Source organism: Sutcliffiella deserti, assembly GCF_020037475.1.
Lineage (GTDB): Bacteria > Bacillota > Bacilli > Bacillales > Bacillaceae_I > Sutcliffiella_A > Sutcliffiella_A deserti.
Window position 1 is genome coordinate 166,830 of the sequence record NZ_JAIQDB010000001.1, and the last position, 20,422, is coordinate 187,251.

22 protein-coding genes and 1 tRNA gene are annotated in these 20,422 nt (G+C 33.5%); 7 read left to right on the top strand and 16 right to left on the bottom strand.

The features are described 5' to 3' along the window. Nucleotides 1-110: 110 nt before the first annotated feature. Nucleotides 111-1,163 carry a selenide, water dikinase SelD gene (selD, locus tag K9B36_RS00790; protein WP_223700045.1) on the top strand — a complete coding sequence of 351 codons (1,053 nt, stop codon included), beginning with the start codon at nt 111-113 and terminating at the stop codon, nt 1,161-1,163. A 28-nt stretch (nt 1,164-1,191) separates the two neighbouring features. Here the strand turns inward: selD and selB are convergent, their stop codons facing one another. The 3 genes from selB to K9B36_RS00805 all read right to left on the bottom strand — a co-directional run bounded on the left by selB (nt 1,192) and on the right by K9B36_RS00805 (nt 3,861). Continuing rightward, nucleotides 1,192-3,090 carry a selenocysteine-specific translation elongation factor gene (gene selB / locus K9B36_RS00795; protein WP_223700046.1) on the bottom strand — a complete coding sequence of 633 codons (1,899 nt, stop codon included), beginning with the start codon at nt 3,088-3,090 and terminating at the stop codon, nt 1,192-1,194. Then, entirely contained in the window at nt 3,074-3,301 is a 228-nt protein-coding gene (locus K9B36_RS00800) for a spore germination protein (RefSeq protein ID WP_223700047.1), read from the bottom strand. Before K9B36_RS00800 ends, selB begins: the two co-directional genes overlap by 17 nt. A gap of 68 nt (nt 3,302-3,369) precedes the next feature. Further along, nucleotides 3,370-3,861: a hypothetical protein gene (locus tag K9B36_RS00805; RefSeq protein WP_223700048.1), complete on the bottom strand. Its 492-nt coding sequence runs from the start codon at nt 3,859-3,861 to the stop codon at nt 3,370-3,372. A 163-nt stretch (nt 3,862-4,024) separates the two neighbouring features. Between K9B36_RS00805 and K9B36_RS00810 the strand changes: the two genes are divergently transcribed. From K9B36_RS00810 to K9B36_RS00820, 3 genes are all read left to right on the top strand, one after another. Beyond that, nucleotides 4,025-4,882, top strand: a complete 858-nt coding sequence (locus K9B36_RS00810; RefSeq protein ID WP_223700050.1) for an STAS domain-containing protein — start codon at nt 4,025-4,027, stop codon at nt 4,880-4,882. Between the two features lie 89 nt (nt 4,883-4,971). Next, the gene (locus K9B36_RS00815; RefSeq protein ID WP_223700051.1) at nt 4,972-5,895 is read left to right on the top strand and encodes a S66 peptidase family protein; all 924 of its coding nucleotides are present in this window, start codon (nt 4,972-4,974) and stop codon (nt 5,893-5,895) included. 1,154 nt (nt 5,896-7,049) lie between these two features. Then, on the top strand, nt 7,050-8,015 hold the full coding sequence (locus tag K9B36_RS00820) for a tyrosine-type recombinase/integrase (RefSeq protein WP_223700053.1): 966 nt from the start codon (nt 7,050-7,052) through the stop codon (nt 8,013-8,015). Between the two features lie 153 nt (nt 8,016-8,168). On the opposite strand, the gene K9B36_RS00825 is transcribed toward K9B36_RS00820, so the two are convergent. The 8 genes from K9B36_RS00825 to K9B36_RS00860 form a co-directional block, all read right to left on the bottom strand. Continuing rightward, entirely contained in the window at nt 8,169-8,453 is a 285-nt protein-coding gene (locus K9B36_RS00825) for a hypothetical protein (protein WP_223700054.1), read from the bottom strand. A 151-nt stretch (nt 8,454-8,604) separates the two neighbouring features. Next, nucleotides 8,605-9,240 carry a hypothetical protein gene (locus K9B36_RS00830; RefSeq protein ID WP_223700055.1) on the bottom strand — a complete coding sequence of 212 codons (636 nt, stop codon included), beginning with the start codon at nt 9,238-9,240 and terminating at the stop codon, nt 8,605-8,607. A gap of 77 nt (nt 9,241-9,317) precedes the next feature. Then, nucleotides 9,318-9,929 carry an efflux RND transporter periplasmic adaptor subunit gene (locus tag K9B36_RS00835; RefSeq protein ID WP_223700056.1) on the bottom strand — a complete coding sequence of 204 codons (612 nt, stop codon included), beginning with the start codon at nt 9,927-9,929 and terminating at the stop codon, nt 9,318-9,320. After that, nucleotides 9,929-10,183: a hypothetical protein gene (locus tag K9B36_RS00840; protein WP_223700057.1), complete on the bottom strand. Its 255-nt coding sequence runs from the start codon at nt 10,181-10,183 to the stop codon at nt 9,929-9,931. The genes K9B36_RS00835 and K9B36_RS00840 overlap by 1 nt, the downstream gene beginning before the upstream one ends. 31 nt (nt 10,184-10,214) lie before the next feature. Continuing rightward, entirely contained in the window at nt 10,215-10,679 is a 465-nt protein-coding gene (locus tag K9B36_RS00845; RefSeq protein WP_223700058.1) for a phBC6A51 family helix-turn-helix protein, read from the bottom strand. 16 nt (nt 10,680-10,695) lie between these two features. Next, the gene (locus tag K9B36_RS00850; RefSeq protein WP_223700059.1) at nt 10,696-11,100 is read right to left on the bottom strand and encodes a hypothetical protein; all 405 of its coding nucleotides are present in this window, start codon (nt 11,098-11,100) and stop codon (nt 10,696-10,698) included. Continuing rightward, nucleotides 11,097-11,357: a helix-turn-helix domain-containing protein gene (locus tag K9B36_RS00855; RefSeq protein WP_223700060.1), complete on the bottom strand. Its 261-nt coding sequence runs from the start codon at nt 11,355-11,357 to the stop codon at nt 11,097-11,099. Before K9B36_RS00855 ends, K9B36_RS00850 begins: the two co-directional genes overlap by 4 nt. Before the next feature lie 1,813 nt (nt 11,358-13,170). Further along, nucleotides 13,171-13,911: a hypothetical protein gene (locus tag K9B36_RS00860; protein WP_223700061.1), complete on the bottom strand. Its 741-nt coding sequence runs from the start codon at nt 13,909-13,911 to the stop codon at nt 13,171-13,173. A 463-nt stretch (nt 13,912-14,374) separates the two neighbouring features. Between K9B36_RS00860 and K9B36_RS00865 the strand changes: the two genes are divergently transcribed. Next, the gene (locus K9B36_RS00865; protein ID WP_223700063.1) at nt 14,375-15,673 is read left to right on the top strand and encodes a hypothetical protein; all 1,299 of its coding nucleotides are present in this window, start codon (nt 14,375-14,377) and stop codon (nt 15,671-15,673) included. Nucleotides 15,674-15,715: 42 nt separating this feature from the next. Here K9B36_RS00865 and K9B36_RS00870 read toward each other — a convergent pair whose 3' ends face one another. From K9B36_RS00870 to K9B36_RS00890, 5 genes are all read right to left on the bottom strand, one after another. Continuing rightward, a complete protein-coding gene (locus K9B36_RS00870) occupies nt 15,716-16,564 on the bottom strand; it encodes a hypothetical protein (protein WP_223700064.1) in 849 nt (282 codons plus the stop codon). 24 nt (nt 16,565-16,588) lie between these two features. Further along, entirely contained in the window at nt 16,589-17,119 is a 531-nt protein-coding gene (locus tag K9B36_RS00875; protein WP_223700066.1) for a hypothetical protein, read from the bottom strand. Nucleotides 17,120-17,522: 403 nt separating this feature from the next. Further along, nucleotides 17,523-18,257, bottom strand: coding sequence for a hypothetical protein (locus K9B36_RS00880; RefSeq protein ID WP_223700067.1), 735 nt, complete (start codon nt 18,255-18,257; stop codon nt 17,523-17,525). After that, nucleotides 18,257-19,036: a hypothetical protein gene (locus K9B36_RS00885; RefSeq protein ID WP_223700068.1), complete on the bottom strand. Its 780-nt coding sequence runs from the start codon at nt 19,034-19,036 to the stop codon at nt 18,257-18,259. The genes K9B36_RS00880 and K9B36_RS00885 overlap by 1 nt, the downstream gene beginning before the upstream one ends. Nucleotides 19,037-19,349: 313 nt before the next feature. Continuing rightward, nucleotides 19,350-19,763: a hypothetical protein gene (locus K9B36_RS00890; protein ID WP_223700069.1), complete on the bottom strand. Its 414-nt coding sequence runs from the start codon at nt 19,761-19,763 to the stop codon at nt 19,350-19,352. A 131-nt stretch (nt 19,764-19,894) separates the two neighbouring features. On the opposite strand from K9B36_RS00890, the gene K9B36_RS00895 reads away from it, so the two are divergent. Together K9B36_RS00895 and K9B36_RS00900 are read left to right on the top strand one after the other, a co-directional pair. After that, a complete protein-coding gene (locus K9B36_RS00895) occupies nt 19,895-20,095 on the top strand; it encodes a hypothetical protein (protein WP_223700070.1) in 201 nt (66 codons plus the stop codon). A gap of 164 nt (nt 20,096-20,259) precedes the next feature. Further along, nucleotides 20,260-20,356: transfer RNA gene (locus K9B36_RS00900), tRNA-Sec, on the top strand. Nucleotides 20,357-20,422 lie beyond the last annotated feature (66 nt).

Sequence of the window (20,422 nt, forward strand, 5' to 3'; positions counted from 1 at the left end):
AACCCTTACCTTAATTGTAATACAACTATTTATTTTTCGCAAAAGTATGAATTTTATTACTGGAAAACGTGAAGATATACTACTATACTTAAGCTCAGGAGGTGGTATTCATGAGTGAACAAGAGAAAATCCGTTTAACTGCTCTTTCCACAAAAGCTGGCTGAGGATGCAAACTTGGTCCACAAGACCTCGCGCAAGTTTTGCGTGATTTACCTTCTAATTTGGAAGACCCTAATCTCCTAGGTGGATATAGCACATCAGATGATGCGGGAGTTTATAAAGTAACAGATGAGATTGCATTGATTCAAACCGTTGATTACTTTACACCGGTTGTCGACGATCCATATATGTTCGGCCAGATAGCAGCGGCTAATGCCTTAAGTGATGTCTATGCTATGGGTGGAACACCAAAAACAACTTTGAATATAGTCGGTTACCCTATAAAGAAATTGGGGCCGGACATACTAAATCAGATCTTGACTGGTGCGATGGACAAAGTGAAAGAAGCAGGTGCTGTCCTTATAGGAGGACATTCCATTGATGACCAAGAACCTAAATTCGGCTTATCGGTGACCGGCTTTGTACATCCAAAAAAAATATGGAAGAACGTTGGAGCAAAGCCAGGAGATGCTCTCGTTCTTACAAAACCAATAGGTGTTGGAATTGTTACCACAGCGATAAAAAGAGAGAAAGCAACTTTAGAACAGATTGAACTTGTTACCGCTACGATGAGTGAACTGAACAAAGTTTCATCAGAAGTTTTACAAAACTTCTCCCCAAATGCTGTAACCGACGTTACTGGCTTTGGGTTATTGGGACATGCAAGTGAAATGGCTAATGGAAGCCAAGTTAGTTTACATATTCGCTTGAGTAGTGTACCAGTTTTGCCAGGGACATTTGACTTTGCTAAAAAGGGAATCATTCCTGGGGGCTCTAAAGCAAATCACCAATGGATAGACTCTAAAGTGAAATATGCTCCTTCCATAACACTTGATCAGCAATTAGTTTTATGTGACGCAATTACATCCGGCGGCTTGTTAGTGAGTATGCCTTATGAGGAAGCCGAGGATTATGTGAATCAACTTTCATATGTAAATATAGCCGCTTCTATTATAGGGGAAGTGAAAAGTCTGGACGACTTTTTACTTTATGTTAAGAAATGAAAAAGCAGCCGTTTAATGGCTGCTTTTTTTATGTCACTATCCACTTTCGTTTTGTCCCATCCCGCTCGGTTATTCCTTGGCGATCCATTAGTTCTACAAAAGGAATTAAATATTTTCTAGATAATTGGAGAGCATCCTTAATATCAGAAAGCTCCATCTCCTCCACCATCTTTTCTCGCAAACTTGATACAGCCTCCTGAAATACATCCTTATTAATCAAATAGTTTTCATTAAGTAGCAGTACTTTGTTTTGCTTAAGTAAAAAATATTGCAAATCGGCTGCTTCTTTTTCAGGCAAGCCAGCTTCCTCACTATATTGTTTAAAAGGTTTAGGTGTGAGTCTATCCTTCAGTATAGATTGTTCTACCTGCTCCATCCTCTTTTTCCACTGTATTGGATAGTCTGGGCTGAAAGTCTTTAAAGAAATCATATTTTCCACTCGCACAACTCTACCGGTTTCTTCTAATTTTAAGAGGAGATAGTCAAGTATCTCTTTTGAACTTATCTTAATTAATTCGGATAATAGCTGTGCTTTCGCTATTCCTATTCTAAGTGAGTATGTATGGTGAAAATCTTCCAAGTGAAGAACAATGCGTTGTTCCGTTTCCTTTAACTGCTTTACAAGAGCATAATCATAGTTTCTAATCATCGTAATTATGCCTTCTTCTTTCAGTGCTTTAGTTTCCAACAAAGTTAAACCGGTTTCTCTTTGGAGTTGTTCTCCTGGTATAATCTGTTGTTTAGTGAAGATTTCATTCACCCGTTCCTCCGGAGAGCCTTGCTTCATATTCATAAGAGCGTCGATTGTACCTTTACCGAATTTGTATTTCTTACCTTTAGCTTGAAAAACCCAGCCGCCACCAATGGTTTCAATAGGTGATGGTCTTCTGATAATAATCTTGTCATCTCTTTTACAGGTAATCGGTTCTTGTAAACGCAACTGACATAATACTTCCCCCGTTTCATTTGGGGAGACTTCATTACGATCAAAAAAGATGATTTTCCCGAGAACCTCTGAAGTGCCTGTATGAACTTTTAAGAGGCTCCTTTGTTTTATAGGGCTTAGGAGGTTTCCGACAAATTTTAGAGCCACATCGATTGTATCAGTGGTTTCATATGTATTCACTTTAACGAGAACATCTCCTCGTTGAATATCTTCCTTTTTGATGTTTGGAATATTAACTGCTACCCTTTGACCAGCAGAGGCAGATTCCACTTGTTTTCCATGAACTTGTAGCTGTCTTACTTTAACAGTTTTCTTTTCAGGCAGCACTTCTAGTGTATCCCCACTGCTAAGAAAACCTTCTACAATCGTCCCTCTTACTATAGTACCTTGACCAGTTATTGTAAAAACTTGATCAATAGGCAAACGAAAACTTCCTGTAATCTGTTTTTCCATTAGAGAATCTAGCTCTTTTTCGATCGTTCTTTTCAATTCTTTCATGCCTTGATTCTTCATGCTATCTACAAAAACTACTGGAGCATTCTGAAAGATACTATCTTCGAGCTCGTCCAATATTTCCTCTTTTGCGAGCTCTAAAATATCGGGATCTACTTTATCCATTTTTGTTATAACAATGATACCCTTTTGTATTTTTAAAAATTTCAAGATTTCCAAATGTTCCTTCGTTTGTGGCATGACCCCTTCATCTGCAGCTATCACCAGCATAACGAGATCTATTCCCGACACCCCTGCAATCATTTGTCTTATAAACCGTTCATGTCCAGGAACATCAACAATAGAGGCGACAGAATCAGATCCTTCAAGATATAAAGGAGCGTACCCTAACTCTATAGAGATTTGCCGCTCCTTCTCTTCCTTAAGACGATCTGTGTCGACACCAGTTAATGCTTTCGTTAAGGTGGTTTTTCCGTGATCAATATGTCCGGCCATGCCAATTGTAAAATGTTTAGTCAATACTCTCACCTATTTCATCGTTAAACTCTACCTTCTTTTTGCCACAAACATGAACGTTACTAATTTTTGTATAGGTTTTGATGCATTCCCCTACATTCCCACTGCCGGAACCAGTAATCCCTGTTTCTTCTGCAATGGGACTTGCTTTAAAAATATTTCCAAAGTTCACTACTCCACCATTTACATTTTCAATAATCACCTTATGAATCAAACATCCCATATTTGCCACTCCCTTTTCTTTTAGCGTATGAAAGGAAATCAGTGCTTGTATAGGTGGACGTCCCTTTTTTACTTTTTTTTATAGTACTGCTGAAGATAGAGATCCCATTCTTCCTCTGTCCAGCTTCTGCCTTTTTGTTCTTGTAAAAATCCTTTCTTCCATTGCCTTTTCACATTGTCTACCTGGTTGGCTTGAATGCTGCTTTGATTGAGTTCTTTTGCTCGTATATCTTCCCAATCTGGTTTTAGAGAAGGTGGTTGTGTTAGAAGCGGATCGATAATTTTTTTAAATACAAAGATGACTAGAAACAGTAATACTACAAGCTTCAAGGGCAGCGGTATTGGTGTGAATAGAACAACAAGAACACACCCACCAATTAGCATCCAGCCTCGATATGTTAGTTTCTTGATAATGTCTTTCCGCGCTTCTTTGGATAAGTTATGCTGCGATTCGTACTTGTTTTCTATCTTACAATAGACGCAATAGGTTTCAATTTCTTTATTTAGCGAATCATAGCGCTCTGATAATTGTTTCTTATGTTTTGTACAATATAAATTCAATTTACCCTCCAGCGTTCATGGCATATAACACTATTATAGCAATTTCACTACTAAACGGAAAACAAAACAGAGAAGGTTAGTCACTCTAGGTCTGTTGCAAGATTTAGCGGATGTTGTTACCATTAAAGATATTATGCGGTTTTTCTTAAGGGGGAAAAATGAAATGCAAAGTCATTACAATCAAACAACTACTGATTTTTCATCTTTAAAAATAGCATCCAAAAAGATCTTTAAAAGTATAAGTGAACGCTTGGATGTAAATACAGCCTATGTAACAAGAAAAGGCAAAACAGCAATGACTGTTCTTAGTTCTTATAATGAAAAAGAACAAATTATACCTGAGGGATATGCTGTGGAATATGGGGAAACTTATTGCAAGTTAATTATTACAAATGAAGAAAATGTGATGCATACTGAAAACTTAGCAAAAGATTTAATTACAAGTGAGTTAGAAGTTACTTCTCATCTTGAAGTTAAAGGTTTTCTAGGTGTCACCTTAACAGATGTGTATGGCAACGTATTCGGTACTCTCTGTGTGATGGATAAAGAAGAAAAAGAATTCAGTGAAGCAGATATTGCTTACCTTAAGTCAATGGCAGAGGTCTTGTCTCATCTCATTGAACTTGATGAAACCAAGTATAATATGGCGTATCTAAATGTTCCCATTGTTCCAATCACAAAAGGCGTTTCCATCCTAACCATTCAAGGTGTCATTGATTTTCATCGTGCAGAGAAAATTTTGGATACGGTATTAAACTATGGTGCAGACCATCAAATCCATCACTTTATCCTAGATTTATCAGGTTTAGTAATAGTAGATGAAGTGTTTCCGACAGTATTAACGGACCTGGTAAATTCTCTGCAGCTAATGGGAATTAAGACTATTCTTACAGGCATTACACCTGAAATCGCGAAATATGAAGCAGGTCATGGTCAGCTATCTGAGGTAACGTCTAAAAAGGTTCGGAACCTGGAATCTGCACTGGAATATATCGGGTTTTCTATCGAAGAAAAAGAATAGAATTGAAGATACCAATCCTAAAGGAAAAGTCCCCAACATATATTAAATAAAGCTATCTCTAAATATGTGATCACAGGGGGACTTTGAATATGGCAATTTCGCCACCATTGCTGCAAACTGGGGATACCATTGGGCTTATTTCGCCTGGTAGTCCTCTTGATGCAAATATAATTAACACAAGAGCCCAAACTCTAATTGACATGGGGTTTAACGTTGTATACGGAACAAATGTATACTCTTTTGAAGGAATCGTTTCTTCTCCTGCTCCCAGAAGAGCCGAAGACCTGATGAATATGTTTATCAACCCTGACATAAAAGCTATCTTACCTACAAGAGGCGGTACTGGTGTACAGTCTCTTCTTCCTTATTTAGATTTCGATGTGATACGAAATAATCCTAAGATCCTATCTGGCTACAGTGATATAACTGTCCTGCTAAACTCTTTATATCAATTTAGCAATCTCATAACCTTTCATGGATTGATGCTTGTTAATTTTACATTGGACACACCAACATATAATTTCAACCAGTTTTTTGAGGCCGTCTCTACCATAACCTCCCCTAGGCAACTGAACAATCCGCCTAGCATGATTTTGAGAAGTTTGGTTCCGGGCGATGTAAGTGCACCCATTGTGGGCGGGAACTTAACTTCCATTGTTAATACACTTGGAACGCCCTATGAAATAGATACAAAAGGAAAAATACTTTTTATTGAAGATATTAATACCCCTTCAAATACAATCTATCGTTACCTGAGCCAACTATCCCTGGCTGGAAAGTTTGATGATTGTGTAGGGATCATTATGGGAGAATGCACCAATTGTACGGTGTCCTATGGGAAAAGCTATGACGACCTTATTAATGAATGGCTCCTGCCACTAGGTAAACCTCTCATGACAAACCTCGCCACTGGCCACGGGTACTACAAAACAACGATCCCAATAGGAGTAATGGTGAATCTTAATACTGTTGCTAATACCATAACGATTTTAGAACCAGCTGTTTCATTATGAGGTTATTTTCCTCATAATGAAAAACCTTCGCCACTCTCAAATTGACATGACGAGGGTTATATTCTACTTTATGAGACCATCGACACACTCAAAAAGGTGTAACGAGGGTTCCATTCCTGCTCTTTGAGACCACCGATACACTCAAATTGGCAAGACGAGGGTTCCATCCCTGCTCTTTGAGACCATCGACACACTCAAAATCGCAAGGCGAAGGGTTCCATCCCTGCTCTTTAAGACCATCGATACACTTAAAATCGCAAGGCGAGGGTTCCATCCCTGCTCTTTGAGACCTGCGTCCCTCCCATCCCTCCCAAAACCACATTAAAAGTTACTAATAAGGAAGGAATCACTAACTTTTACCGTAACCGGCTTGTAAAGTTCAGCTGATAACTCCTAAATAATATAAAACAAAATAGACTACAAGGCATAGCACGGAACCTATTAAAAATGGACTAATGGTAAATGTCATCTTTTCATGTTGAGGTTTGTAAGACCCTAATAAAGTATCAAAAACTGCTACCTGAGAGTTCTTTGATAGTGCATCACCAGTTGTACTCATTAAAAAAGCAAAAAAAGTAAAAAAACAAGATCCATAAAACATTGTATTTACAAGGTTTGTATTAAATATAGCGGATACTCCCACCAAAAACCGATCTCTACAGCTAATACTAGTAGTACAAAAAATAAATACCTTTTCATATATTCACCCCTTATAATTCTTTATAAGGAATTATACGATAAAGATAAGGAAAGGTTTCATACTATTCAGCTAATTGTATGATTTACTTGAGTATACGTACTAAATAGTCTATTTCTCTACTGTGCTTTGAGCCTTGATTATGCATCGCTTTACGTAATTTCAACCAAACCTATTGCCTTTTACTTAGAAAAAAAGTAAAATAATAGTTATGTACATAGACATGGGGCTGATTGCAATGCTGGTGCTTGTCTCGGTCTTCAAAACCGCTTGATTGTTTTACCTGTAAAAAACCGTAACAGGTTCAGGTATATCAAGGTTTTCAACGTTTATAACTCAATATGTTTGGTACGGTCTTTTCAGTGATTTTATACTAAACCGATAAAGTCCGATAAGGAAAACCGTACTGTACATTTACTCTTAGTCACCTATTTTAATCCATAGGGGGCTTATTTTTATGCAGAAGAAAACTATCCGTAAGTACAAACGTGGACAAGGTACTATAAGCACTAAGAAGGTAACTAATGAACTTACTCTATTTGAAATGTTTGACCGTTTCATGACAGTAAAGAAAACTGAAGCATTGTCTTCCAGAACCATTACTGATTACTATAATAACTTTGAGTATTTTAAAAGATACATTGGTGAAGATTTAAACGCTGAAGAAATAAATGCTGATGTATTTCGTGGATTTACAGGACACATGCTTCATGAATTAGAATTGTCACCTGTAACTGCGAATGTAAGAATAAGAACTATGCGTGCCTTTATTAGATATTGCTACATTGAAGAGTACATTAATACCCCTATTCATGAGAAATTCAAGCCAGTAAAAACACCTGAAGACACCTTAGAATCCCTTACTCCAGCCGAGATTAAGAGATTACTTTCAGTAATAGATGAAGATATGTACACTGGATTTAGAGATAAAGTAATTATTTTGGTACTACTTGACACACTTGTCAGAATTTCAGAATTAGTAGCAATCAAGAAAAGTAATGTTGACTTAGAAGGTGGATTCATTACTTTAGAAGCAATGGAAACAAAAACAAGGAAGACAAGAACTGTCCCCCTTTCAACTAAAACTATAAAATTGTTAAAAGAATATATTAAGGAAACTGAAGACTTTGATGATGAACACCTTTTCTTAACTTATGATGGTCACGATATATTCCCTACTACTATTAGAATGAGTTTAACAAAGTACGGAAAACTTGCAGGTATCACAAATAAAAGAGTTAGTCCACACACTTTCAGGCACACAGGTGCTTTACTTTATATAATGAATGGAGGCGACCCATTTTCTTTACAGAGGATTCTTGGTCATAGTCATATGAATATGGTAAGAAAGTATATACAAATGTCTGATACTGATGTTAGAAGGCAACACAATAACTTCTCTGCACTGAATAGCATCTATTAATAAAAAAAGCGTTTCCTAAAAAGGGAACGCTTTTATGCATTTTCAATTTTAAAAAGTTCAATTGTTCATAGGCTTTTTCTTTCACCCAACCTATCGATTTTTTTAATTCATTCACAGTAAACCAATTACCAACTGTTTTTTTTGTGAATATTATTATTCAACTTTCAGTGCCTTCTTCAGAAGGGTGTTTATCAGTATTGTTTTAGCACCCTTACCATTTTTGTTCCCGTACATATTAAAAGCCTTTGCAACTTCTTCATCAAGGTATGCGGAAATTTGACGTTTAATCTTTGGGCGTGGGCGGTTAGTAACTTCATTAACAATGTCTTCAATACTGGTAACAGGCTTATCTTCGGTAGTTTCTAGGACAGTTTCTTCAATATCCGATTTGGTTTCAACTTTAATCGTTTCATCTGTATGGTTATCATATTTATCCATGATTTCACCTCCTCTAAAACCATCTTACAGGAAATTTTAGTAAGCAAATTTGCTTAGTTTTAAAACTCATAAAAAAAGAATCCCTTTACCAGCTTCCGTATTATTGGAAATGGATAAAGGGACATTTTGTTTATTAATATTCAATTGAATTTTAACCATTTGATAAGGCTTTCTGAACTTCACCAGCGTCAATTTCAAGGTTAGCTGCTTTCACTGGTGCATCCTTTGTAAGTAGTGCAAGCTTATCAACTAGAACAGGTTTATAACTGTAATCTGAATGGTGGACTAGGAAGTTTTCTGTATCTATTAATACATTACAATCTGCACCTATTGCTTCCACTTGCTGAAGATACTGCTTCTTCAATTCTTGCACCTTTTCAGCTTGTCTACTGATTGAACCAGCAACTTCTGCAACGTATTTATCTTGTAAATAATTGATTTCATTTACTATGCCAGCCACATCTTCTTTTTTATATTGGTTAATGGTATCTAATTCAAAACCAAATTCCCTAACTGCATCTTCCAGTGGCTTCACTGTACTATCATAATCTTCTATATTGGTTAATTCCTGATAAGCTTGTTCATAAGCACTATTAGCTTCATTGTATTGGCTTGTTACTGATTCCAGGCTTTTGTCATATCCTACTATTAACTGGTTCAACTCTTTCTTCAGTTCTTCAATTCGTTGTATTGTTTTATATTCCCTTTCAGGCTTCATTGCTTCCCCTTCAGCTTGTTTATTTAGGTTGAACCATTTACCCCAAACTTCTTTAATCTTCTTCAGCATCCTATTATTCCCCCCATTTTAGATAAAAAAAATAAGGTGGTAAACTGTAAGATATACAGAAAACCACCGGTTAATTATTATTTACGACCATATACTTTTTGAACTTCTTCTTTTGTAACTACCGCACTGCCTTTTCCTGAACCATCCAATGATTCACCGATAAAATAATGTGAATTTATATTCGTTGCATAAGAGTATTCTTTTAACCCAAGTTCAACTTCTAACTCTGATAACCATACATCATAGCGTTCCTGTTTAACGATTGGAATACTAGCTTCTTTAATTGCTTGGATATATTTTTCTCTAGCTTCCACCATTAGCTTCTTTCTTTCGCCAATTAACTTCCTTGTTTCTTGCTGAAACTTTAAACCCATTTCTTTTGCTTTGTTGCGAACTTCATATAGTTCTTCTTTCATTAGCTTGTCCACATCAATTACTTTTTGTTGGGCAACTTTTAAAGTAGCTTTCTTATCTTCCAGTGCTTTCTTTTCAGTGTTATAGGAATCCAAGCTAGTGATATTAAGTACATAGTGTTTGTAAATTTCCTTTAAATCAACTTCAGCTTCTGCAATTTCTGCTGAAAGCTTTACAACATCTGCTTCAGCACTTTTTAATGCAGTTTGATATTCTTGTCTAATTGCTTGTTCTTCAGTTTCTAAAGCTTGCATTTGTTTTACTACCTTTGCCATTATTCATTTCCCCCTTGTTCTGTATCATCATCAATTCCATGTATTCTTTTTGTCAGGTCTGCAACTGCTTTTGTCAGCAATTCAATTTGTTGAGTTTGGGTAAGGTTATCTTCTGCACCACCTAGCTTAATTTCTGTAACGTTTTCTTCATTCTTTGTTGCTTCAGCTTCCTCTTTAAGCTTCTTATATCCAGCACTAATATCTTGTTTTGGAATCTGTCTTTCCTTAAATAATTGTTGAAAATCTCTAGCCATTTTAAAAATCCCCTTTGTATTGTAATTAGTTTTATTTTTTCAATCTATCCAGTATCACTCTTTGCCTTTCTTCAATACTGGTTGTATCTGAATACTTAGAACCACCTGAACCACCTGTAATGTTTAAGCCTAGCTTTTCAGCCTGAATACGATTATCTGCTTCTATAATGTGTTTAAAGGTTTCGCTGAAATGCTTCATTTCGTTGCTAGTCATATTATCCTTTTCAGCTAACTTAAGAATCTTCTTTTTAAATTTCCTAACTGCTTCTAGTTCATCAGAAGGTATTAAAATTTCATCCATTTCATTTACATATCGCTGAAAATCAGGATTCTCCAAGTAAACGTAAAAAGTTTTGCTGGAGATAGAAAGTTCCTTGAACATTGCATCTTTCGTGAAGCCATCTTTCAGCTTGTTCTGAACATAAAACTTTGCTACCTTTACCATTTTTTCATCTAGTGTATTCGGTATTTTAATATCGTTAATTGATTTACTCATTGCCTTTTTTCACCCCTTAATAATTTAAATTTTCTTGTCTAGTTCTTTGAGAATATTTAGGTTTCCACGCTGAAATCTTTGCTTTTGTATTTGCTTTATAAAAAGTAGTTTCTATCAGGTTCTGAACAATCTGTTTACACCGATTTTCGTTAATCACCTTTTTAGAAAATTCGCTTACTAATTCTTCTAAATCAGTGATAGCTTTGTATTTGTATCTCCTAGCGGTATTAGCATAGCTTGCAAAATGTGTTTTGAATTTACTGGTACGTTCCACTTCAAAATAGAAAGTTGTCTTTTTCATATCTAGCACCAATTCACCAGCTAATAATAGAAGTATTGGTTTATTTAGCTTATATTCACCTGATAATAGTTCACGTTCAATGTATACCAATTTCTCTACCATTTCTTTTACTGAACTCACCTAACACCACTCCAATCTTTTTTCTTTGCCTTTAATTTAGAAGCTGAAAATACAGATTGAAGAAGCATAACATCGTCAAAACCTATACCAGCATCATCAAACACCTTATATAACCTTTCTTCTGTTTCAGTCCGTAATTCCACCAATCCAGCTTCTAGCTTAGAAACTAAAGTCTGATGCACATCTAATTTTTCAGCTAAATCTGTTTGACTCCATCCAACTAAATTTCTTAAATTTTTAATCATATCTTTATCCACTGTTAGCACCCCATTTATTAGTTAGTTAATTATTAAAATAAGAATAGTAATCCAAAAGAAAAAGACTGATGCAATTAAGCACCAGCCTTATTCTCCACACTTTACATACACACATCTGAAACAAACAAATTCTACAAAACTTTAGTAAAAGGAAAGGTAATAACAAAATCGAAAACGTTAAGCAAAAGTTTCTTGAAAAACACGATTATCGACAGACTTTATCCGTCTATATATAGGGTATTTGAAATCAGTGTAAAGTATGACAAGGAAAAGAATTTCATGTAAAAATTTTATTATATTTTGTATAGCTGCTTTTCATATTCTGAAAAATAAAAGTACCCCACCCCTATTTGCTTTGTAGATTTAGTTTGAGAAAGTTGGGAAGGTGAAAATTACAGTTGTCAAATATAAATACCGAACCTCCACAACACCTTATACCGCCCCACCATGTACCCCCCTTGACATATTTGAATTTATATGTATTCATCCTGATTTCACTGAACTTATAAGCAAATTTATATGTATATTTTTCAGTGCTTTTACATTCATTTGTTTAATCTTTATTGAATATTAATAATCAATTCTTTCTTCTTTCTTTCATCAATAAATACTTCTACATCTTCTACAGCTATCTACCTGTACCTTCTGCCCATACTATTCCCCTGTACTATTGCCTGTACTGTATATGTCCCTTCTGCTGGTTCTGTACCCTATGAATAGTATTTACTACTTACCTGTTAAACTGGATGGAATACAAGCTTCCTGTGGGTTCCTGTATGATGCTGAATTACTACTGGTATACTTGCAGAACTATCAGAAGTACCCCCTTAGAAATAATCACCCATACCCTTTTAAGATAATTACTACCACCCCTTTTTAATGGATTCAGGGAATACGAAACTATTTAATCAAGATAATCAAAGGGAACACGAAACTATTAAACCGTTAATTAAGGATTCTCTATGTTTCAACTCTACAAAGTTGCGTAATCCGATAAGGAACACGAATCTTTTTATACACTTTTATGAATTGTATATTCAAATCTAGTTCACATAATAAACCCTATAGGAAGTTGCTTACATGTACAAACCCTGTTACATAAGCATTTCACAAACTGGCTTTTTTATTGAATATACATGATTTTATGCAAGTGCTGATATATCAAGGTTTCCAGCTTCTTTTTAACTTTGTGAAAGTATGTGAATCACATTAAAAATGCATAAAAGAAATTCATTTATTTCAAGTGAAAGTATCACCTAAACTATTCCAAATGAGTTAAACTATTACTATATTGTATACCTTGTCTTAGATACTAGGTGCAAAAGTTTCATAAAATTCAATTCATAAATACATACACCCAAGAAGTATTACGAGAACTATACTTTCCCCAAGAAAACCACATTCTGAATATAGTACAAGCTTTCAAGAAAACAAATGGAAAGGAAGTTATCATTTTTGATAATGCAAAAAGAACCCTAAAAGCAAATTATGTTACCAGCACAACATCAGGTAACCTACATAAAGTGTTTTTTAAGGTGAAGCTTAATGAAGTACAGGCAAACATAAAAGGTTAATAGATGTATTCTAAAGCGTACTGGATGATTGTGTGAATGACTCTAGTCCGCTTTATTTATTGTTGTAAAGTTAATTAACTTGACACCTTTTCTTTTCCCTTCACCAGCCTTGATACATGCCCGATTCACACCTTCATAAACACGAACATATCACCTAAAAACACTTCTATCATTCACATTTTAGACATAAAAAAGGCACTTGTTCAGCTTTGATAACTGAAGCAAATGCAATTTAAGTATTAAGCTAACTCTGATTCTTCTTCATACAACTTTTTAATGTCTTCTACAGTCTTTATTCTCTTTTTCTGTATACCACTTGATATCTTAGGAATGATTAAATCACTCATATCTCTAACAGGATAGTCTTGTTTAATTACAAAACAAGGGTGTCCGGTCAAAACAGAATATTCTTCCTTCATCATTTCAAACAGTACTTTATAACCTTTTAGATTCCTAGCACTTTCGTCATACAGATTTATCAACCACATACCTTCATATTTTTCAAAATCAGCAACATAAATAGGTTTATTAGTATCTATTTCTACCTCATACACTCTATCTTCAGTAGAGTTCATTAAAGATACAGGTACGTGACTACCCCAATTTCTTGCACTTGTTATCTCATTTAATTCTGCATCTTGTTCCTGGGAAAATTCAAGGTAATCTAAATTAAGCTGTTTACTCTTTTTCTTTATAAATCTTCTATAGTTCTGATATGAACTACCATACTCTGCTGTATCTCCGAAAAGATTTGCTAAATAGTTACTGGTATAACCAAGCATATTACGATAATTTTTGTAGATATTAGCAGATACTAAGCGTTTTGGTCTTTCTATAACATTTTTTTCTTCTATAAGTTCTCCTAATTGGTTTATCTGCTTATCATAAGTTTCTAAGTTTTTAAAGGTAAGAATAATTAGGCTTCTTAAATAGTAGATAAAGTCTTCCTTTGAATTAAACTTGTAATCTTTTAAAGTCAATGTCATCATCCTTTTTACATATTTTAGTCTATTTTAACTTACTAATCTATCAAATGATATATTTTATTTGCTTCGCAGGGTAAGGGAAAAACCACCCCTTCCCCAATATTTAAAACCCTAAAAGAGAATCCTGAAAAAAATACTCTGAATAATTACCGTGTATTTTGTCAGAATTCATTTCAGTTAATGATTCAGTTTGATTTTAATTTGGGGGAAGGTGCTTTTCCTTCCACCTCATTACGATTAAATAAACATTAATACAGTTATTATTTTTTTATTCTTCTCTTTAAAGGAAATTTCTCTTCACCCTTACTCTCCCAAGGGTTCCAGCAATCGTTTACTAGGCTAAGATAGTAAGGTGTTTTTTCTTGAAGGTGTTCCATTAAATTATTTTTTTGTCTGAACCCCTTTCTTCTTCTGTTTAAGGGTTGTAAAACTCTAAAACTAGAAAGGAATGCTTTTAATGTACAGAACCAACTTAACCAAACCAACAACATACTACCAACTAACATCAATAAATGTAGTAGATTCAATTATGGGAAGCGGTAAAAGCAGCTGGGCAATTCAGTTTATGAATAATGCACCAGTAAGGAAGAAATTCATTTACATTACACCTTTTACAAATGAAGTGGAAAGAATTATTTCTGAATGTACTAACAGGGAATTTTTTCAACCTTCTAATCAAAACGGGACTAAATTAGAAGATATCAAACGGCTGATATCTGAAGGGATGGATATTGCTTCTACTCATTCCCTTTTTCAACGTGTAGATGCAGAACTACTTGAATTACTGGAAATAGAAGATTACACCCTAATATTAGATGAAGTAATGAATGTTATTTCACCACTAGATGAATACACCAAATCCGATTTAAAGTTGCTTCATAATGAAGGGATAATACAAGTAGATGATATGGGTTTTGTTCACTGGAACAAGCCTGATTACAATAGTGAAGAAGGATATTTTACAAAGATACGTAACCTAGCTAATTCAGGTAATTTGATGATGTATGAAGATGAAGAAGGACAGCCAGTGGTACTTTACTGGACTTTCCCAGCCGAATCCTTTAAATGTTTTACAGAAATTTATCTTTTAACCTATCTTTTTAATGGTCAGATTCAGCGTGCATATTTTGATTTGTTTAAAATTAAGTACAGATACTACTCTGTTAAAAAAGAAAAAGGAAATTATTGTTTAGCAGATTACATTTCACATACAGAAGAAAATCGTACTCACATTAAGGAAAATATAAATATTTATTACGCATCTCCTACAGATAAGAAAGACATGAACAAAATAGGTTCTAAAAGAACTGATTTCAGTGTTTCAAATCTAAAGACTAAAAGTAAACAATCTGCTATAAAAAAGGTTATACGTGACAATGCTTACAATTTTTATCGCAATAAATGCAAGGTTCCTGCTGATGAAGTGATGTGGACTACTTTCAAGGACTTTAAAGGTAATGGGGGAATAGCACCAGTCGGCTTAAAAGATTGCTTTGTGGAAGTAACAAGTCGGGCAACAAATGAATATAGAGATAAATCAACTTGCATTTATTTAGCTAACAGATTTCTTAATCCTGTGACTAAAAACTTTTTTGCAAAACAGGGGGTAACAATTGATGAAGATATCTTTGCTTTATCCGAATTGTTGCAGTGGGTATTCAGAAGCAGAATCAGGGAAGGTAAGCAGATTAACTTATATATTCCTAGTAAAAGAATGAGATGTTTGCTAGAACAGTATTTGTATAACAAGCTTTAAAAAAGACTATCCTGAAAATGGTAGTCTTTTTTTTTCACCTGATTACTTTTGCAATGAATTCAGTGCATTTTCCTGTGCTTCTCGAACCACCCTAAGAAAGGTATTCCTAGTCAATGCTTCTACATTAAAATCATTCATATCTAAATAATTCTTAAAGTCATTGTTTTCTAACAGTTCTATAGCATTACCAAATTCTAAATTTGCTATAATATATTTTTCTATTGAATGTTGTAATTCCCTAATAAAATCTGATTTAGTTCTTCTAAAAGAACTTTGTGGCATCTTTGTAACTGCAACTTCATTTTTAAATGAATTCAATTCTTTCCTCAAAAACCCTAATTCTTCAAGGATATATTGGTTGGCATCTGTAACAGTAGTCTGGTCTAATGAAGGTACTTTAAATTGTCCAAAGTTCCCAAGAAACGTAGAAAAATCAGGAGTGGATTGTGCTTTTTCATAAGTAGCTTTTATTTTTCTAGCTAACTCTTCCTTAAAGAGTACTACTTTCGTAAATCTTAAATCTTTTGGATAAGTGATGTGTTCAATAAGCCCAGTATCAAAGATATATTCTGTATCATCGTCTTTAATAATGATAGTTGGTTTATCAAACGTTAATCTCATACCTAACTCAAACATAACATTTGGATTTTTACCGCTAATATCACAAACTACTATATCTGCATTGTAAATGTTCTGTACTATTCTTTTATGTATTACATCAATTTCGCCATTAGAATCACTAACTATGCTTGTTTTAAATTCAAAGCCTTCTACAAGTTCAGTTGCTTCTTTTATTATCGATTTAACTTCAGCCCAATGGTCTGATTTGTAACCAGGCATAGCTGCTATTGGCATAATTATTCCGCATTCTTTTATTTCTTTAGTAGTCATTAAGAATACCCCTTTTCTATATACCTATTTTAAAATGTTTAATAGGAATGAATTTGTCCAATCATATTTTAAGGTTTCTTTTTCATGTTCTGCATTAATTTTATCGTACTCTAAATAACTCTTAAAATCGTTTTTAAAATTCTCGTCATTTGTATTATTCCTTATTTCAATAGCTTCATAAAATTTTTTCAACCAAACAATATCGCTTTTGTTGAACATTACTTCTTTTCTTTCATGTACAAGGTCATATACCTGTTTATGTAATTCACTAAAGTCCATATCATATTTATCTAAGTGCAAAGCTATGTTAATGCAAAAAATTTTAGATTGAACGGCATCTTCACGTGCAGAAAATTTAAGACGTATTAATGCAAATATAATTAATTGATGAAGTGCTAATATTATAGTAAAACGATTGATAAACTCAAATGTGTTTACTATTTGAAGCCATTGAAAACTATCACCATGTTCTAAATATGAAAATAAAGATAAAATAATAAATTGAACCAAAACTACTTCAATTAAATAAACAAAAGTTTGCGTTATATTCTTCAAATAAGCACTTCCTTTGTAATACAGAATCCCTGCATCATTTCTGAAATAAATAAGGTGCTTTAATTACTCCTCCTATCTTTTTAAGTCATTTCTCTGAAAATACTTCTTAGCACTTTTACCGATAGTTCAGAAAATAATTTACAAAAAGTAGATTCAATTATTACTCTGTCATTATTTTCTATGCTTATACCTACGGTTAACTCTATGAAACTCCTAATATGTTCCTGTTCCGCTACATTTGAAATTAAATAAATATAACCACCTTTTAGATTCTACTTCCTCCAGGTATTCGATATATTCACCAAAATTACTAAGTGATAATTCAAACCAGGCTTCTTCCCCATATAAAAACATAATTTCGTATAACTTCCTTTATTGTTATTTAGTTTAGTGAAAAGTAACACTAACTCTCAAAAATTTCCATAATTTTAGATTTCTTAATAATTTCAAAAAAATAATGAGTATTCTCATTAAATTTAAATGAACCCCATGCATTTCCTACATTACCTAAACCACCAACATCATATCCAAAAATCAACACACTTTTCAGTTTTTCAATTGTATTTTCCAACTCAAAACATGCAACATTAAGACTTTCAAATTCTTTTTTTGAATCATGAACTCTTATAGATGATATATTTCGAGTTACCAATTTGTCGTAAAACTTTTCGTAAATTATAAGAAAGTTATCAAAATCATTATTATTTAATAATGTTAATGCATCTAAAATAATCAAATCTTTATAGTGAATTTCCCTAAGTTCATTTAGTAAATCTCCAGCATAGTAACCCATTATTGCAGAAGCTTTGGATGTTTTTGATTTAACTGATGAATTAATGATTTCCCCTACAAATTCTAAATTTTTTTCTTTTTTTAGAAAGTTTTCCAGCTTGCTTATATAGATGTCATTAATCTTGTCTTTTTCTAAGCTTTTACTAAATTCTTTAAGGAATCTTTTAAATCTTATCCTATTTGCTATAGTCAAAGCACTAATTGTCAATTTATATGGATATATTAAATTTTCAGCTAGGGCAGAATATTCTCTAACAGGATTACTAAAGTTTTCAATCTCTTCTTTAATCTGGTCTATGTTATTGACTAGATTAGTAACTACTTGAATATTTACTTCTTCATTCATTAGTTATCATCCTTTACACTTCGAATCTTATAAAATGCATCAATGGCAGCTAACAAATTATAGAACATCCAATCAAAGTAAACGTCTGTTGGATAGTCTTTCTTTTGTGATAAATCACTGTGACGTATGTTGTATTTGTTAAGTAATAGGAACAGGTCAGATTCATCTTTACTCATAAATTCTGTTTTAAGTTCTTTTCTGTTTTCTTCAAGTACCCTTCCCAAAATTAATAAAGCATTTCTTTTATCAGTTTCTGAAGACTTATGGTGTAAGAATAATGCTTTAGCTTCCTCTACTTCATTACTATTTTTAACATCATCAGCTTCTGTTTCATCAATAGTAATTTCAGAGTTCACTAGAATGTCTAAACCATCGGTAACACCTTTTCTTACTTCACCTTCTTCTGTCAGATAAAAACCTTCTCCATACTTAGTAATAACTCTGTTTACTTTTCGGCGGTACTCAAACCTAAAATCGATACTTCTAAAATCATCCGTTTCAGAAATAGGTTCTATATAGTCATAGTAAAGTTCAATTAAATCAAAAATATCGTCATCTAGGTAATCTTTATCAGTATCAAACGGAAGTAAATCTTTTTTTCCTAATTTTTCAATTGTGAATAAATCGTAATTATCTTCTGCTTCTTTATCTAAAACCCAAAAACTATTTCTTCTCTCAAAAAACGTTAGTATATCATCAAAATACTCAGTTAACTCATCCATACCAAGTCTTATATTATGATTTACACCATTTCTTCTTGAATAGTATACTTTATTCATTTAATTTATCCCTCCAAAAATCATATTGAAGTTGTATGTAAGTTATATTCTATTATATAACAATTTTCCCTAATAGTAGATAAAAACTGCAATTCTATTACAAATAAAAACCCCCTGTAAGCTTTTACGGAAGGTTTAGGTGTACTACTATTTATATGCAATTTCTATCTTTGGTTCAGTGCTTCCCTTTCCATATGTACAATGTATTTTTTCAGTCAAGTAAATGCCAGCAATCAAGCGATTGATAAAATTTTGATGTAAAACATAATTTATATGGCTGGTACACGAAAACAAACACTCCTGAAGTGTAGGTTTATAATCCACTTTCGGGGAAAAGCATATTTAGTACAAGTTTAGCGTAATTACCTAAACCTACAATAGTATCGATTGATTCCTTAGCTTCAGTTGCTTTATTCAATGATTCCCTTACAATGCTTTCAGCTTCTTCACGTGATGATGCTGAAAATATCGCTATATTGAGTTCACTCATTTTTATTAACAATTGCTTATTAGTTTGGTTGCCTTCTTCCAGTAGTCCAGATATTTTTTTCAATTCTGAAAGTATTTCAGTATCCTTATTATTTCTTTCAATTGGTGCAATTTTAAGTAGATGAGTATGATTAATACGGTTTTTAAAATCCAATTCTTTTACTGCTTTTTGTTGTGCATCCATTCTAGCCATAAATTCCCCTATTGCAGTAAACATCTTCCCTTTTTCCTCCCCCATTTTCTACCACCTCCGTTGGAATATTCTTACTTATTAATTATAGCACTTTTCTTTTATTACAATGTCTGAAAAAGAATCAACCTTTGTTATAGGGTTGTAAATAAAAATAAAACAGAAAAGGTGAAGTGAAAATGAAAGAATTAAAAATTATGTTGTCAGATGTATGTTACAAGAAGTTAGAGTTTATTACAGAGAATCAAAATGTGGTCACTGGACTAGAATTAAGTCTTGAAGAAACAATTGAAGGTATTATTCACACACATTATATTTGTGAAATAGATTTTAAACAACAAGAAGAAAGCAAAACTTCTATTTCAATTAAGATTGAATAATTAATAAAAAATAACCGTTGATGTAGTATCAGCGGTTTTTCTACTTGTAAAACTTACATATATCCTTCATAATAAGACCGTGTGAACTAAGAGTAAAACCGAAACAGTATTTACAGAAAAACCGAGTAAATACTGAAATAAACGTTGATATAACAACATTACATGGGGCTGATTGCAATGCTGGTGCTTGTCTCGGTCTTCAAAACCGCTTGTGAGGCGCGTGTCGTCTCAGGTGGGTTCGATTCCCACGCAGTCCCGCCAATGGATATCTTAAACTTTGTATTTCTATAGCGAAAAAACCCACAAAAAAACCGGTATACACCGGTT

Excerpts from the sequence above, each read along its gene's own strand:
- K9B36_RS00800 (WP_223700047.1), bottom strand. The coding sequence starts at position 3,301 with ATGGGATGTTTGATTCATAAGGTGATTATTGAAAATGTAAATGGTGGA.
- K9B36_RS00810 (WP_223700050.1), top strand. The coding sequence starts at position 4,025 with ATGCAAAGTCATTACAATCAAACAACTACTGATTTTTCATCTTTAAAA.
- K9B36_RS00815 (WP_223700051.1), top strand. The coding sequence starts at position 4,972 with ATGGCAATTTCGCCACCATTGCTGCAAACTGGGGATACCATTGGGCTT.
- K9B36_RS00820 (WP_223700053.1), top strand. The coding sequence starts at position 7,050 with ATGCAGAAGAAAACTATCCGTAAGTACAAACGTGGACAAGGTACTATA.
- K9B36_RS00825 (WP_223700054.1), bottom strand. The coding sequence starts at position 8,453 with ATGGATAAATATGATAACCATACAGATGAAACGATTAAAGTTGAAACC.
- K9B36_RS00830 (WP_223700055.1), bottom strand. The coding sequence starts at position 9,240 with ATGCTGAAGAAGATTAAAGAAGTTTGGGGTAAATGGTTCAACCTAAAT.
- K9B36_RS00835 (WP_223700056.1), bottom strand. The coding sequence starts at position 9,929 with ATGGCAAAGGTAGTAAAACAAATGCAAGCTTTAGAAACTGAAGAACAA.
- K9B36_RS00840 (WP_223700057.1), bottom strand. The coding sequence starts at position 10,183 with ATGGCTAGAGATTTTCAACAATTATTTAAGGAAAGACAGATTCCAAAA.
- K9B36_RS00845 (WP_223700058.1), bottom strand. The coding sequence starts at position 10,679 with ATGAGTAAATCAATTAACGATATTAAAATACCGAATACACTAGATGAA.
- K9B36_RS00865 (WP_223700063.1), top strand. The coding sequence starts at position 14,375 with ATGTACAGAACCAACTTAACCAAACCAACAACATACTACCAACTAACA.
- K9B36_RS00870 (WP_223700064.1), bottom strand. The coding sequence starts at position 16,564 with ATGACTACTAAAGAAATAAAAGAATGCGGAATAATTATGCCAATAGCA.
- K9B36_RS00880 (WP_223700067.1), bottom strand. The coding sequence starts at position 18,257 with ATGAATGAAGAAGTAAATATTCAAGTAGTTACTAATCTAGTCAATAAC.
- K9B36_RS00885 (WP_223700068.1), bottom strand. The coding sequence starts at position 19,036 with ATGAATAAAGTATACTATTCAAGAAGAAATGGTGTAAATCATAATATA.
- K9B36_RS00890 (WP_223700069.1), bottom strand. The coding sequence starts at position 19,763 with ATGGGGGAGGAAAAAGGGAAGATGTTTACTGCAATAGGGGAATTTATG.
- K9B36_RS00895 (WP_223700070.1), top strand. The coding sequence starts at position 19,895 with ATGAAAGAATTAAAAATTATGTTGTCAGATGTATGTTACAAGAAGTTA.